This window comes from Zavarzinella sp. (assembly GCA_041399155.1).
In the GTDB taxonomy this organism is placed as follows: Bacteria; Planctomycetota; Planctomycetia; order Gemmatales; family Gemmataceae; genus JAWKTI01.
Window position 1 is genome coordinate 1,641,758 of the sequence record JAWKTI010000001.1, and the last position, 13,892, is coordinate 1,655,649.

Annotated in this window: 12 protein-coding genes; 7 read left to right on the top strand and 5 right to left on the bottom strand. The window is 47.0% G+C overall.

Annotated elements, in window-relative coordinates; genetic code table 11:
• Positions 1 to 10: 10 nt before the first annotated feature.
• Complete coding sequence (locus R3B84_06840; GenBank protein ID MEZ6140269.1) at positions 11 to 1,462, bottom strand: amidohydrolase; 1,452 nt, start codon at positions 1,460 to 1,462, stop codon at positions 11 to 13.
• 421 nt (positions 1,463 to 1,883) lie between these two features.
• Between R3B84_06840 and R3B84_06845 the strand changes: the two genes are divergently transcribed.
• A complete protein-coding gene (locus tag R3B84_06845; protein MEZ6140270.1) occupies positions 1,884 to 3,509 on the top strand; it encodes a glycosyltransferase family 4 protein in 1,626 nt (541 codons plus the stop codon).
• 11 nt (positions 3,510 to 3,520) lie between these two features.
• Here R3B84_06845 and R3B84_06850 read toward each other — a convergent pair whose 3' ends face one another.
• Positions 3,521 to 4,321: an SDR family oxidoreductase gene (locus tag R3B84_06850; protein MEZ6140271.1), complete on the bottom strand. Its 801-nt coding sequence runs from the start codon at positions 4,319 to 4,321 to the stop codon at positions 3,521 to 3,523.
• Between the two features lie 72 nt (positions 4,322 to 4,393).
• Positions 4,394 to 4,819, bottom strand: coding sequence for an FHA domain-containing protein (locus R3B84_06855; protein ID MEZ6140272.1), 426 nt, complete (start codon positions 4,817 to 4,819; stop codon positions 4,394 to 4,396).
• 197 nt (positions 4,820 to 5,016) lie between these two features.
• Here R3B84_06855 and R3B84_06860 point away from each other — a divergent pair, with 197 nt between their 5' ends.
• From R3B84_06860 to R3B84_06880, 5 genes are all read left to right on the top strand, one after another.
• Positions 5,017 to 6,441 (top strand): aldehyde dehydrogenase family protein, encoded by a 1,425-nt coding sequence (locus tag R3B84_06860; protein MEZ6140273.1) that lies wholly within the window; start codon positions 5,017 to 5,019, stop codon positions 6,439 to 6,441.
• Between the two features lie 10 nt (positions 6,442 to 6,451).
• The gene (locus R3B84_06865; GenBank protein ID MEZ6140274.1) at positions 6,452 to 7,558 is read left to right on the top strand and encodes an iron-containing alcohol dehydrogenase; all 1,107 of its coding nucleotides are present in this window, start codon (positions 6,452 to 6,454) and stop codon (positions 7,556 to 7,558) included.
• Positions 7,559 to 7,632: 74 nt separating this feature from the next.
• A complete protein-coding gene (locus R3B84_06870; protein MEZ6140275.1) occupies positions 7,633 to 8,139 on the top strand; it encodes a hypothetical protein in 507 nt (168 codons plus the stop codon).
• A 109-nt stretch (positions 8,140 to 8,248) separates the two neighbouring features.
• Positions 8,249 to 8,611 carry a hypothetical protein gene (locus tag R3B84_06875; GenBank protein ID MEZ6140276.1) on the top strand — a complete coding sequence of 121 codons (363 nt, stop codon included), beginning with the start codon at positions 8,249 to 8,251 and terminating at the stop codon, positions 8,609 to 8,611.
• Complete coding sequence (locus tag R3B84_06880; GenBank protein ID MEZ6140277.1) at positions 8,590 to 10,554, top strand: serine/threonine-protein kinase; 1,965 nt, start codon at positions 8,590 to 8,592, stop codon at positions 10,552 to 10,554. The genes R3B84_06875 and R3B84_06880 overlap by 22 nt, the downstream gene beginning before the upstream one ends.
• Before the next feature lie 121 nt (positions 10,555 to 10,675).
• On the opposite strand, the gene R3B84_06885 is transcribed toward R3B84_06880, so the two are convergent.
• Positions 10,676 to 11,254 carry a response regulator gene (locus R3B84_06885; protein MEZ6140278.1) on the bottom strand — a complete coding sequence of 193 codons (579 nt, stop codon included), beginning with the start codon at positions 11,252 to 11,254 and terminating at the stop codon, positions 10,676 to 10,678.
• 511 nt (positions 11,255 to 11,765) lie between these two features.
• Positions 11,766 to 12,254 (bottom strand): GNAT family N-acetyltransferase, encoded by a 489-nt coding sequence (locus R3B84_06890; GenBank protein MEZ6140279.1) that lies wholly within the window; start codon positions 12,252 to 12,254, stop codon positions 11,766 to 11,768.
• 112 nt (positions 12,255 to 12,366) lie between these two features.
• Between R3B84_06890 and R3B84_06895 the strand changes: the two genes are divergently transcribed.
• A complete protein-coding gene (locus tag R3B84_06895; protein ID MEZ6140280.1) occupies positions 12,367 to 13,875 on the top strand; it encodes an amino acid permease in 1,509 nt (502 codons plus the stop codon).
• Positions 13,876 to 13,892 lie beyond the last annotated feature (17 nt).

Here is a 13,892-nt window from a genome sequence, read left to right on the forward strand (position 1 = left end):
GTCGCATCACTTATTGGATTTCAGGATAAACCTGTTTTCCTCCAACAAAAGTTTGCAGTACCTGAATGTCTTTTAATTTGTTGGCTGGGGTGTTCATCGGATCGGCATCAAGAACCACCATGTCTGCCAGCATCCCAGGTGCAATTGTTCCTTTCTTCGATTCCATGAATTCAGCATACGCCCCGCCAAAAGTAAACGCTTGAATCGATTGTTCTACAGTGCATTTTTGCTTAGGACCATACACTTTCCCTTCGATGCTGGTTCGATTTACCAGATCGTGAATACGCAACATCGGTATCGCAGAACTAACTGGGTAATCCGAATTACCAGCCACAACCGTCCCCTGGTCGATCATTTTGCGATTGGCATGCATCCAGTCCCACCGTGCCTCGCCGTAGTTTTCCATTTTGTCACCGTGCTCGTACACATAGCTGTGCGGGGCAACAACCAACTCCAGATCTTTGATTCGATCCAGGATTTTCTGAGTGACAACACTGCAATGTTCAATTCGGTGTCGATGATTTTGTCGAGGGACTTCTTTGAGCACATATTCGTAGGCATCAAGTAGCATCGAAATTTCGCGATCGCCATTGGCATGTACGCAGGCCTGTAATCCCGTCTGATGGATACGAAGAATCAGTTTGTTTAAACTTTCCTGTGATCTTGCAGGAGGGATACCAAAATAATCTGGTCGATGAGCATAAGGCTTTGAAAGCCAGCAGGTTTGCCCACTCAGGGAATTCCCATGGAATAATTTGATTGAACCAAAACGGAAATTCAGTTCATCGTTCGCCATCGATTTCTTCAGTCGAATTGCTTCATCGAGGTAATTTTCTCGCAACATGAACATCAAACGGATAGGTGCGCCTTTCTTATGTGCGGCCTGCATCAATTGCACGGAATCCGGCGATATACCGGCAACATGTACTGATGTAATTCCTTTGGCCAGAAATTGTTTAAAACACGTGCGGTAGGCTGCAATTACTTCGTCTTCAGGTGGCTTGTCTCCAGCTGGATTGGCCCGCCGAACCAATCCAACGGCACTTTCTTTCAGCAGCCCCGTTGGTTCCCCATTTTTGTCCCGATCGAAGGCACCACCTGATGGATCGCGTGATTTCGCAGAGATTCCAGCAGATTTGAGAGCCGCACTATTGCAAACAGCCAGGTGGCCGCTGGAGTGGGTAATCAGAACAGGGTGATCCGTAGTGCCAAGATCAAGATCCATTTTCGTGGGATGTCGACCGAGTTTGGTTTCCTGATAACCCCTACCGAGAATCCACTGCCCACGCGGTACCAGTTTGGCTTTCCGTTTGATGGCTGCAATCAGATCTTCCAATGTCGCACAATTGTCAGGTCCTGCATCAATCACATACCACCTGCTGAATTCCGGATAAATCGGTTGTGGGTGAGCATGCGCGTCGATAAATCCAGGCAGAATCCATTTAGTTTGGGCATCAACCAATCTTGTTTCCTTACCGACATACTTTTTAAGTTCATCAAAATTTCCAACCGACAGAATTTTTCCGTTTGAAATTGCAACAGCAGTGCATCTGGGGACTTGCTTATCTCCGGTATGCACGTTGGCATGATGTATGATCAATTCTGCAGATTCGGCTGCTCGCACCGATACCGAGTTCAAAAAATGTGCCAACAAAACACAACAGATAAGAACGCGCATCGTATTTTCTCCAGACAGTGGATGCTATTTCAACGAATCAATCATGGGTACCTTAATGAAATGATTTCATGAGAATTTCACCATTTGCCAGAGTTCTCAATCAAAGTGGGCTAAATTCGATTCCTCTGTGCTGAATTCAACTGTTTCTAGGGCTTTAAGGAAATCCCGAATATCCAGAATTGATGGAGATCGATAAAACTACTTCATGAAGAAAGTGATTCTCTTTACAGAATCGTTGACCCAGCGTGATGCGGTGGGAAACGATGTTCTGGGTATGTTCCGCACTTTGACGCACGCCGGCTATGATGCCCATCTGTGTGCGAACTACACCAATGTTTCAGAAAAAGTATTACGGCCGAATCAGGCGAAATATTTATTAGAAGATCCTAATAATGTCGCCGTTTACCATCTTTCATTAGCTTGGCCGAATTTTCTGGATGCATTTTTGGAAAGTAAGGCGAAACTGATCATTCGCTACCACAATATCACGCCCAGTAAGTATTTTCGAACTACCAACGCCCACCTGGCAGCCATGTGCGACGTAGGACGCACCGAATTGGCCAAGTTTGCTGCACGACCTGGGACGAAATACCTTCCAGCATCGCAGTTTAATGAGAGTGAGCTGCTGGCGTTGGATGTTCCCCCCAGCAATTCGCATGTGGTGCCACCCTTTCACGTCGTGGGAGAACTCATCGATTTAACAGATGATCCCGCCACGCTGGAAGAGATTGGCAAAAGCGAGGTCAATTTTCTGGCAGTAGGCAGATTAGTTCCAAATAAAGGGCACGATATGCTGTTGCAGGCATTCGCTGTCTATTACCACTGGTTTAACCGTAACGCACGGCTGCATATCATCGGAAAAGAAGACCCGCAACAGCCACTTTATGGAGAAATGTTGCGTCATACCATCAACACACTGGGCATCGCTGGTGCTGTTGTGTTTACAGGCTCTGTGTCCCCAGAAGCCCTGAAAACCTATTACAACCATACCACTGCCTATATGCTGGTGAGCGAACATGAAGGCTTTTGTGTACCCGCTGTGGAAGCGATGGCTCTGGCCTGCCCACTAGTCAGTTATGCCAGCAGTGCAATTCCTGGGACTGTTGGTGATGCTGGCCTGGTGTGGAAAGACTTCCGACCCGAACTTTTTGCAAGTTCGCTGAATCATCTGATAACAAACACCGATTTGCGAAACAAACTGATTCAAGCGGGCAAAGCCCGATACAACAACTTTTTTTCAGAACAAGCAATTCAGGAGCAATTCCTGGGAAGTTTTCGTGCTTTGTGCAACGAACAGGAAACGCCGAAACCCATGGCTGCCGAATGCTTATCCTCATCTGTTATGGGCTGGGAATTGGAAAAAGCAGATCTGGAATCCATTCTTGCAAATGCCGATCTGATTCAACAAAAATATCCAATTATAAACTTATTTTCGCGCACTTCGGCACAAAAGTTTGCAACAAAACCTACAGAAACAGACGAAGATCGATTATCAGCATTTCACCAGCTGTTTATTGATCGCTATCGGTGGGGAATGCGTGGACTGGAACAGTCCCACCAGCGTGGGGAGAAAGAGCTCGGCAGAACGCTGAATATCCACACGGATATTTTGTTGCGTCAAAAAATCCAGCAACTTGGGTTTTTCAAAAGAACTGTTGCACTGCTCTTACTGCCGATCTTCGAAATTATGAGAAAAGTGCTTTTTCGACCTCAAAAAGGCTTTAATTCTGCAATCTCAGAAAGTATCGCCTGGACTCAGCTCACATTAGAGCAATTAGTCGACAGAGTTCAGGAACTCGAAGAAAAGCTGACAACAAAAAGTGCAAAATAACTCGTTTTCGTTTAAAAATCACCTGAATCGCGTTTTGACCACCATGGCAGGCTGAGGCCACCGTCCAGCACCAATGTACTGCCTGTCATATACCCATTTCTCGGGTCCATCATGTACAAAATACCGTGGGCGATTTCATCAGGTGTCGCTAACCTGCCCAACGGAGTTTTTGCCGATGCAGTTTGTAACGTCTCTTCAGTAAAGAACTTACGCTCACCGGGCGTGTCTGTCCATCCAGGATAAATAACATTCACCCGGATACGGTGGGGCAATAATTCTGCGGCTGCAGAACGTGCCATTTGATCTAACCCGGCTTTGGCAATGTTGTAGGCCATGCAGTTGGGAAATGCGATCTGTGCATGAGGCGAAGAAACGATCACTACCCTGCCCCCCTCCCCTTGTGCAATCATTTTATTGGCACAGGCACGCAAGCCAAAAAACGCACCCCACAACGAAACATCAATCGTCTTGAAAAAACCGTCCAGGTTTGCCGTTGTGAAAGGTTCACGATCACTATAAACTGCCGATGAGACGTAACCTGTTATTTTGCCAAAAGTTGCGACAATTTTGTCGACCATTTCCTCGACTGCAGCACGATCTGAAATATCAGCAGGAACAAGTAAGGCTTTTTGACCCATCGCCTGAATTTCTGCAGCTGTTTTTTCTGCAGCTTCATGCATCGACAGGTAGTTGAGTGCCACATCGGCTCCTGCCTGGGCAAGCGCTTTCGCAGTCGCCAACCCAATGCCGGAAGATGCCCCTGTTACCAGAATTGTCTGACCGGAGAGGTCTGGTCCGGGATAATTTCCCATAACAAACTCCATGAAAAAAGGCCGCACGGTTTCCCGACGGCCCCACTGTTAAAAAATATTCATTTTTGAAGATCAATCATCATCATCTTCGTCGTCATATTCCAATCGTGGTTTCTGCAAACCGGCTTTTTCCAGCAGTGATCGCGAAAAAACATTTTCTTCTTCACTTAAAACCGATTCCAGTCGATTGGCACCAGCGTCGCTTAGATTATATTGAATCTGATAATTCCTCTTGGCGATGGTAATTTCATCACCCGGTCGCAGTGGGCGTTGCAACACCCTCACACCATTGATTTTGATGCCATTGGTGCTGCCAAGGTCGCGAATAAACCAATAACCATCCCGCCAGGAAAGTTCGCAGTGAAGTCCAGAAATATTTGGAAATCGAAGACAAATGTCGCACGATTCCCGGCGTCCCATGGTCAGGACACCTCTCTTCAGGGGAATGGAATCTCCCCCACCTACTGGCACCAGTTCTCCAAACAGATCTTCCGCCATAAAAACTCCCACAATAGATTTGAAATATGAATAAATCATGAAGCGTGAGAAGCTTCCAATCGCATTATAGCAGTAATGTCATATTCCGTATTACAATTCTGAAATCCAGTAGTACCACCCAGTTTTCTCTGCATAGTTGGCAACAACAGACGGAAGTTTCCTATAATTACACGATAACTTTTTATACCCTACCAGAGATGATGCTACACATTCCCGCCTTGCGTAACGGCAAAGAATACGAGAGTCTTGAAAAAGCAACGTTGGTGCACCACCAGACAGGTGAACCAGTTGCAGAAGTAAGTCAATTGACAAGTGCCGCAATTGGGCGTGACATTTCGAAAATGGCACTCGCAAAAAAAGCACTGGCGAAAATTCCAGTTCGTGACTTGATTGCAATGTATGCCAAAGCAGCTGATATTTTTGCTACAGGGACCATCGACATTGGTGGTGTTCCGCAATCATTCGATGATTACATTAGAATGCTCTCATCGACCACCGGTTCCCCCATGGTATTTTGCCGCCGGAATGCTGGAAAGGTGGAATATGTTCTCCGAAATGTTGAGGAAGTGCTTGGCGGCCTGACCCGTGGGATGGATTTATCGGTACTTGACAATGGATATGGTGTACAGAACGGCCGAATGCAGGCATTCTACCCCACTACCGATGCCTTTTGTGCCATCCTGCCCAGCAACTCTCCTGGGGTGCACTCACTGTGGGTGCCAGCAATCGCTTTGAAGACACCACTGGTACTGAAACCAGGTCGGGAAGAGCCATGGACACCTTACCGTGTGTTGCAATCGTTCAAACAGGCGGGTATTCCTGAAATTGCATTGAACTTTTTCCCCACCGATCACGCTGCAGTAGGGGACATGCTGCGTCAAGTAGGTCGATCAATGCTTTTTGGTGATGCTCGGACCACCGATCCTTACAAAAACGATCATCGTGTCGAATTACATGGCCCCGGATTCAGCAAAATTCTGATCGCCGATGACATGGCTGATCGATTTCCGGAATATGTCGATCAACTTGTAGAATGCATCGCAGCCAATGGTGGACGGTCATGCATTAACGTCTCAGGTATCTGGACAACAAAAAATGGCGAAGCGATCGCCCACGCTGTGGCAGAAAAGCTTGCCAAAATCCAAGCCCGCTCCTGGGATGATCCTGCAGCCGAAATTGCCGCTTTTGGCAAGCCGGAAGTTGCTGTGGCACTTTCTGGGATGGTCGATGAAGGCTTGAAAACTCCCGGTGCTGTCGATGTAACCGAGAAAATCCGCGGCAGCCACCGATTGGTCCAAGAAGGGCGCTGTGCCTGGGTACTCCCGACGATTGTCCATTGTGCCTCAGTTGAGCATCCTTTGAACACGAAAGAGTATCTTTTTCCCTATGCATCTGTTGTAGAGTGCCCACAAAGCGATATGCTGAAAAGAATTGGACCAACTTTAGCAGCCATGGTATTAACAGAAGACCCAGAGTTCATTCGTTCTGTAATCGATTCTCCTATGATCGAACGGCTGAACATCGGACCTTTGCCAACGACGCGGCTAACTTGGGATCAACCCCACGAAGGGAATTTATTTACACACCTCTATCGCCAGCGTGCTTTCCAGCAGTATGCCTGAACCATTCCCCGTGTCCTTTGATTTTACGCCTCTGAACCGCGTAATCTTTGCGCCTGGTGTACTTAGCCAGATTGGTTCGCTTGCTGCAGAATTGGGTGGCCGCACTATTTTTCTGGTTACTGATCGAGGATTAGCTACCGTTGGTCACCCACAGCGAGCTACCAGTATTCTGGAAAGTGCCGGACTGAAAGTTGTTGTGTGGGATGATGTGAAAGAAAATCCCACCAGTCAGCAAGTCGCTGATGGTGCGGCAATTGCCAAAGCAGCAGACATCAATTTGATTGTATCCCTGGGTGGTGGCAGTGCCATGGATGCTGCCAAAGGGGTGAACTTCATTTTGACCAACGGCGGCACAATGGCTGACTATAAAGGGATGGGGAGGGCAAAATCACCAATGCTCCCTTCAATTGGTATCCCCACAACCACGGGAACCGGAAGTGAAGCACAGTCATATGCCCTGATTACCGATACCTCATCCCGCATGAAAATGGCTTGTGGGGACAAAAAGGCTGCCTTTCGCATTGCAATCCTTGATCCGGAATTGACCGTTTCACAGCCAGCTTACATCAGTGCGGTCACTGGCATCGACGCGATTGCACACGCGATTGAGTCGATCGTTTGCAAGAAAAGCACACCTGTATCCAAGGTGTTTTCTCAATCTGCATGGGATTACCTCTCAAGCAGCTTCGATCGCACAATCAGCCACCCGCTCGATATTGCAGCACGTGCCGGAATGCAAATCGGCTCACATTTTGCTGGTGTCGCAATTGAAAATGCGATGCTGGGTGTTTGTCACTCATGTGCAAATCCCCTGACAGCCCATTATGGTATCACCCATGGGAGTGCCATCGGTACTCTTTTGCCGCACGTGATTCGCTTTAATTCCGTTGTATGCGAACAAGATTATGCCTTGATGGGGGGATCCGATTTTCTGGCAAGCTATATAACAAACTTGCTATGTAAAACTGGACTTCCCACCCAGTTAAGAGAATATGGCGTTGCAGAATCAATTTTGCCCTTATTAGCCTCGGAGGCTGGCCAGCAATGGACAGCCCAGTTTAACCCACGAACGGTTACTGAAGAAGATTTGTTGGATATTTATCGATCTGCCTGGTAATATTGAAATATAACAGTATAGTAATATTGCCTGGCGTTTATATCGCTGCTTTGCGGTATTTAGGAATTTTGAAGATGAGTGACGATTGGGATGATTTTGCCAGTGATCTGGACTTAACACCAGATGCAGCCAAAGAAAACCTCGATATGCCGGAAGATACGGAAGATGACAGTGAAGAGTTAGATGAGCCTGGATCTGATCTGGAAACGGATCAGGACATGGCACCAACCAGCACTCCAGAATCCAGCGATCAACCGAAAAAGAAGCGAAAGCGGAAGCGGAAAAAGAAAAAATCGACAACAGTACCCCTGATTGAAGAATCGGTCAAACCCAAGGATATCCTTGCAGAAACCAGTAAATTAAACCCCGTACCAACTCCTGAGACTGCGACGACACCAGAAGTGAGCACAATTGTGGAGTTGGATTCTGCTCCGGAACTTATGGACGACGATGAGATGACCACAGAAGGTGGCTATCAATCGGCTATTGATGAAGATTTTGAAGCTGAAAGCAACTATCCTGTCGAAAAACGGAAAGTGATGAGTTGGACCGAGTTGATCTCCACGCTGTACAAACCATAATCTATTTTTGCATCACATCGAAAATATGTGCTAAATTGAATTCGTCGTGCATAATTCTCACAGGTAGTTACTGGCCACAATGATATCCCCCGGGGAACTGTTTTCGTTTATGGTAGCGAAATCCTTCCTACCACCTGCAAAACTGAAAGCAATTCAGCAGGAAGTGGATAACTACGAATCTTCTGTTCAGTTCACAGGCGAACTGGTTCGCCGAAAACTGCTAACTCCTTATCAGCAATCGCAGTTTCTTTCCGAACAACACGAAAAATTGCTGATCGGTCCCTACGTTATTCTCGCACCTCTTGGTGAAGGCGGGATGGGAATTGTATATCAGGCGATTCAGCCTCGCCTTGATCGGATGGTTGCCCTCAAGGTCATCCGACCAGTGGTACTGGCAGCAAAACCTGATATATTGAACCGCTTTCACCGCGAGGCCAAAGCGATTGCCAATTGCACCATCCGAACATCGTAGTGCTGTACGAATCAGGCGAATTCGAAGGTACCCATTTTCTGGCGATGGAATTTGCCGATGGGGTAACACTGGAAAAAATGGTCCGCACCCATGGACAATTGAATACAAAACAAGCATGTGATTACATTCGACAGTGCGCTGAAGGTCTGCAGCACGCCTATGAAATGGGTGTTGTCCACCGCGATATCAAGCCTTCAAACATCCTCATCAGTCAAAAAGGTGGGATGCTCATTGCTGATTCTGGTAGTGTCCCGACAGCCTCTCGACCACAACTTGTCACCGTGAGGGATCGTGACCGCCTGCAACAATCTTCCGTGCAACTCTCCAATACCTGGGGGACTGCAAAAATTCTGGATATGGGCCTGGCACGAATCACAGATGGTACAGAAAATGATGGGAACGGTACGGATGATAACACCCCGCTGACCCGTGCTGGTGCTTTGCTGGGAACACCAGACTTCATTGCCCCCGAACAGGCCAGAGATGCCCGAAAAGCAGACATTCGTTCGGATATTTACAGCTTAGGTTGTACTTTTTATTACCTGCTGACTGGCAAGCCGCCATTCGCAGGTGGGACTGATGTACAGAAATTAATCCGCCACCAGAGTGAAAAACCGTATCCAATCGAACAATTACGTCCTGGTGTCCCACCAGAAGTGTTGCGTATCGTTGAACGAATGCTTGAGAAAAGACCCGATGAACGCTATCAGTATCCCCGGCAATTGGTTGATGCCCTGAATTTGGTTTTACAACCTTCTAATCAAGGCCAAACTTCTCATCCGTTGAGTAATACGCCACCCGTTGCTGATACGCCGGTGCCAGTCACTGCAAGCCCTGCGCCAACATCACCTGAAATGAAAACAGTGGTGATGGATGATCAACAATCAGATTCTCCTGCTACCAGCCTGGGCACAGTTGATCTGAAGCCGCAGCCTTTGCCTGCGGATATCAGAGAAATGAAACGGGAGGCTTCCCCACCCAATCCCTCTCGACACCTGTTTACAATTAATGGTGTGCACGAAAGTGCTGTCAGTTCAATTGCGCTCTCTCCCAACGGGATGTTTCTGGCTACTTGTGGTTTGGATGGGAAAGCCAATCTCTACGACATTACCACAGATGAACCAAAAAGGATCGCTGTTTTCCCCAGCCCGAGTGCAGAACTACTTTCGATTGCATTTTCACCGAATAGTGACTACCTGGTTACGGGTGGGATTCTGAACGGAACCGTACGTGTCTGGCGCTGGGATTTTCGGCAAAGTAAAGTAGCAGAGTGGGGAGCATATTCTGGCGATCATGCAACTTTGACCTCACTGACATTTTCTCCGGATGGAACGAAATTACTCGCTTCGATCGGGTCCTACCTTGTCCACTGGAAAATCCGTGGGACAGAAGCATCGGCAGGCACGATCCTCCGTGGTCACAGCCGTTCCATTCGACATACCGCATTTACAGAGGATGGCAGCCGTTTCGCTTCGGTGGGCGAAAGTCGCAAAATTATCATCTGGCAGCAGTCATGGCTTCGTTTGACACAAAAGATTGTCTTTGAAGGTCATTCAGATATTATGACCCACTGCTCATTTGCTCCCAACCGGAATATTCTGGCAACTTGTGGCCTGGATCGCAGCATCTGCCTCTGGGATTTGGATAACCCGAAAAAGGAAACAACCTTCCATCTGTCACACCACCAGGACAATGTTCGCCTGGTCAAATACCTGGGTAACGAAGGGATTCTGGTTTCAATCGGCGAAGCTGGTCATGGAAATATCTGGGATGCCAACACCAACTTGCTGATCAGCTCTTTCCAACTGAATCCGCAACTGACGGTAGCGATCACCATGCGTGAAGATGGCACTGCAATTGCCACTGGAACAAATGATGGCAAGGTTGCTGTTTATCAGTTGACTGTGCCAGCAACACAATCGAATTTAACGCAGTTTGCCTGATTTAGCTGTACAGGACCTTTGATCATTGCAAGTCATAACGCAAAAAACCGGTACTATGCCTTCTGAATCCTTCAGAGCGGCATAGTCCGGTCAATATTGTGCAGAGTGCGCCTGCAATCACTTATCGTTCGTCTCGGCGTGCATCAGCGAGAGTATTAATTCTCTCACCTAACATGGCAACATCAAATGGTTTCTTGAAAACTTCCGTAAACCCGTATTCCTGCAACTTTTCCGGATTTGGTTCGTCCTCACTCGCCATGCCAATGATGACAGTGGTTTCATAGTTGGGATTTTTGCGCAGATTCGTTGTAATCTGAATCGCTTCGCTTCTTCCCAATGCCAGATCAATGATAATCGAATCTGGATGGAAACTTTCGGCGAGAATACCCGCTTCAAAACCACTTTGGGCGAATTCGTATTTGTAATCTTCGTCTTCTGGAAGGATTTCCTTCAGACGCTCGATGAAGAGTCGGTCGGCACCGATTACGAGTAGCTTGTGCCACTCTTCATCTTCTAACTCTCCCAATGGCATTCCGTGATCCTTCAAAAACCGGATCAGTTGCTCACGTGGGATGCGTCGATCCTGGCTACCAGGGATCCGATACCCCCGCAGTCTTCCAGAATCAAACCATTTGGACACCGTTCTTGGTGCGACTTTACAAATCTTCGCTACCTGTCCGGTCGTAAAAACTTTTTTCATTTGGCAGGCACTCCAGACCAATTGTTGCGTTCGCACATTCTCAACACCTCTCCGCCGAAAGAGCTGTTTTTGCATCCAGCACAACCCAGAAACCATGAAACTGGGATTACTGTCTGCAAAACCGATCACATACGAACTACCAGAACCGGTGCGAGGTTGACACAGTCAACTCTCATAGGGGGGACACCAGAACTGGGATTGACACGTTTAGGACCTTTGCTGAATAAATCGTCTTTTCACCGAAATTGAATGAGAAAACTTCTTCATTCTCTTTCAATAATCTGCGAGTTTTTCAGTCATCCCAAACTTACTATTTCCCATACCCTCTTTAATGAGTGTCATCCATAACACCCAAGGGAATGACGTTAACACTATCTTTATCACCGTTGGGGTAACCTTTTCTGAAGGCAGACATTGCGAAATTGCGCTAATTGTCGCTATCCCATGTTCTGGTTGGTGCGAAGAGGTAAAATAAAGTGGTTGTGCGGGCTCAAAATGAAGAGTTTCTGATTCAGTGGTCGACAACTCCAACCAATTTTTTCCAAAAAATCACCTTTCCATCCCCTTCGGCATAATAATCTGGGACGTGGGCAACCTCCTGATAACCGAGATTTTGATAAAAATCCCTTGTGGGTGCATAGTGCGGCAGAGAACTGGTGTCCATCATCATCAAACGGCCTTCAAACTCAAGAATCATTTCCTCGGCAAAACTCATTAATTTTTTCCCATACCCCTGCCCTTGAACGTTTTTATCCACAACGATCCACCACACTTCCCAAGAGCCTTCCGTCATTGCAATGGGTGCAAAGTAAATAAAACCGAGTACACCTTCGCCATTTTCATCAAACAAAGTATAACAACAATGACCGTATTCCACAGCATTTTCGTAGTCGAGCAGCACCTCTTCGAGGGTGTCCACTTCCAAATCCTTGAACATCCCAGTATTTCTGGTTAATTGCAATATTGCAATATGATCATTTGCGGTAGTTTCCTGGATCATTTCCCACCTTTCTTTTGCTGGTGCTAACTGAAAAATTTCGATTTTACATAAAAAACGGAATATACTGGAAAATTAAGTTATACTCGTTTGAAAGAACACAACAAAAACCATTGTGGCTGGAAAATCAACCAAACTGAGTCTCTGGGATGCTATTTGCCTGATTATCGGCATCATTATCGGTGCATCGATTTATCAGGCACCACCTGAGATCTTTCGCAGTGCCGGATCCCCCATGGCTGGAATGACCGCCTGGATTCTCGGTGGGATTGTCTCCTTGATTGGTGCGCTTTGTTACGCAGAACTCGCCACCACCTATCGAACTTCGGGTGGTGATTACACGTATCTCACCAAAGCATATGGCCCCAAAGTGGGCTTCTTCTTTGCCTGGGCGGAGCTGGCAGTGATACGCACTGGTGGCAGTATCGCATTTATGGCATATGTGTTTGCCCGATATGCCACTGAATTTTACCCACTTGGTCAATATTCCCGTTTGATTTATGCCATTTCAGGCATTCTGACACTTACTTTGATTAATGCAATTGGTGTGCGACCAGGCCGCCTGGTACAAAACATTCTTACCAGCTCTAACATTATTGGCTTGACGAGTATTAGTCTGATCGGTCTAATCTGGTATTTATTGCCAGACCCTCAACCCAATGCCCACCAGGAATTGGCGGTACAGGCCACGATGCTGATCAGTAGTGGGAACCAGCCATTTACCAGTGCCAGTATCGCACAACTGATGCCCGAGCCAATCGTTATTTCTCTGGCATTCACCATGGTAATGGTTTTTTACGCCTATGGTGGCTGGAATGAAGCAGCATTTATTGCTTCGGAAGTGCACAGACCGAAACGAAACATCAAGAAAGCCCTTCTTTTGGGAACTTTGCTAGTAACTACCATTTACTTAGCAGTGAATTTGGCATATCTGGGCGCTTTGGGCTACACAGGGGTGTGTAATTCAAAAGCAATTGCCGCAGACATGTTTGAATTGCCATTTGGGAATACAGGCAGAAAACTGATTAGCGGGCTGGTAATGGTGTCTGCACTTGGTTCGGTCCATGGCTTACTTTTTACAGGAATGCGTCTTTACGGCACCTTTGGCAAAGATCATCGGTTATTTGCCTGGCTCAGTGGTAAAGGCGATCACCCACACGCACAAGGGGCATTGTTTGCCCAGGCTGGATTCAGTTTATTACTCATCGCAGTGGTAGAACTCGCAAGTCAGTGGCGTGGGCTCCTTTGTCAATGTGCAGAAATGTGCGGCTACCAGATGACCCCGGGGTTTCACCAAAGTGGTGATATTTACCAATTAGTGGCATGTACAGCCCCAGTGTTCTGGCTGTTCTTTTTCTTAACAGGTACATCGTTGTTTGTACTCAGATGGCGTGATCCAGACGCAAGACGAACCTTTAAGGTCCCAATGTATCCCATTTTACCTGCGTTTTTTGTTCTTTCTTGTGCATTCATGCTTTGGAAAGCCACTGCATATGCATTCGAGCAGGAACCTGCTGAAGCGATTGTAGTAATTGGGCTGATGATGCTTGGTATCCCACTGGGCTGGATATCTATGCGGGGTGAAAAGAAGAAACTGGGTACCTTAGTGCACAATTCAAAATAGCAATATTACAACACTTT

Bases quoted from the DNA above. Each gene is read 5' to 3' on its own strand.
- R3B84_06845 (MEZ6140270.1), top strand. From the start codon at position 1,884: ATGAAGAAAGTGATTCTCTTTACAGAATCGTTGACCCAGCGTGATGCG.
- R3B84_06850 (MEZ6140271.1), bottom strand. From the start codon at position 4,321: ATGGGAAATTATCCCGGACCAGACCTCTCCGGTCAGACAATTCTGGTA.
- R3B84_06855 (MEZ6140272.1), bottom strand. From the start codon at position 4,819: ATGGCGGAAGATCTGTTTGGAGAACTGGTGCCAGTAGGTGGGGGAGAT.
- R3B84_06860 (MEZ6140273.1), top strand. From the start codon at position 5,017: ATGATGCTACACATTCCCGCCTTGCGTAACGGCAAAGAATACGAGAGT.
- R3B84_06870 (MEZ6140275.1), top strand. From the start codon at position 7,633: ATGAGTGACGATTGGGATGATTTTGCCAGTGATCTGGACTTAACACCA.
- R3B84_06875 (MEZ6140276.1), top strand. From the start codon at position 8,249: ATGGTAGCGAAATCCTTCCTACCACCTGCAAAACTGAAAGCAATTCAG.
- R3B84_06885 (MEZ6140278.1), bottom strand. From the start codon at position 11,254: ATGAAAAAAGTTTTTACGACCGGACAGGTAGCGAAGATTTGTAAAGTC.
- R3B84_06890 (MEZ6140279.1), bottom strand. From the start codon at position 12,254: ATGATCCAGGAAACTACCGCAAATGATCATATTGCAATATTGCAATTA.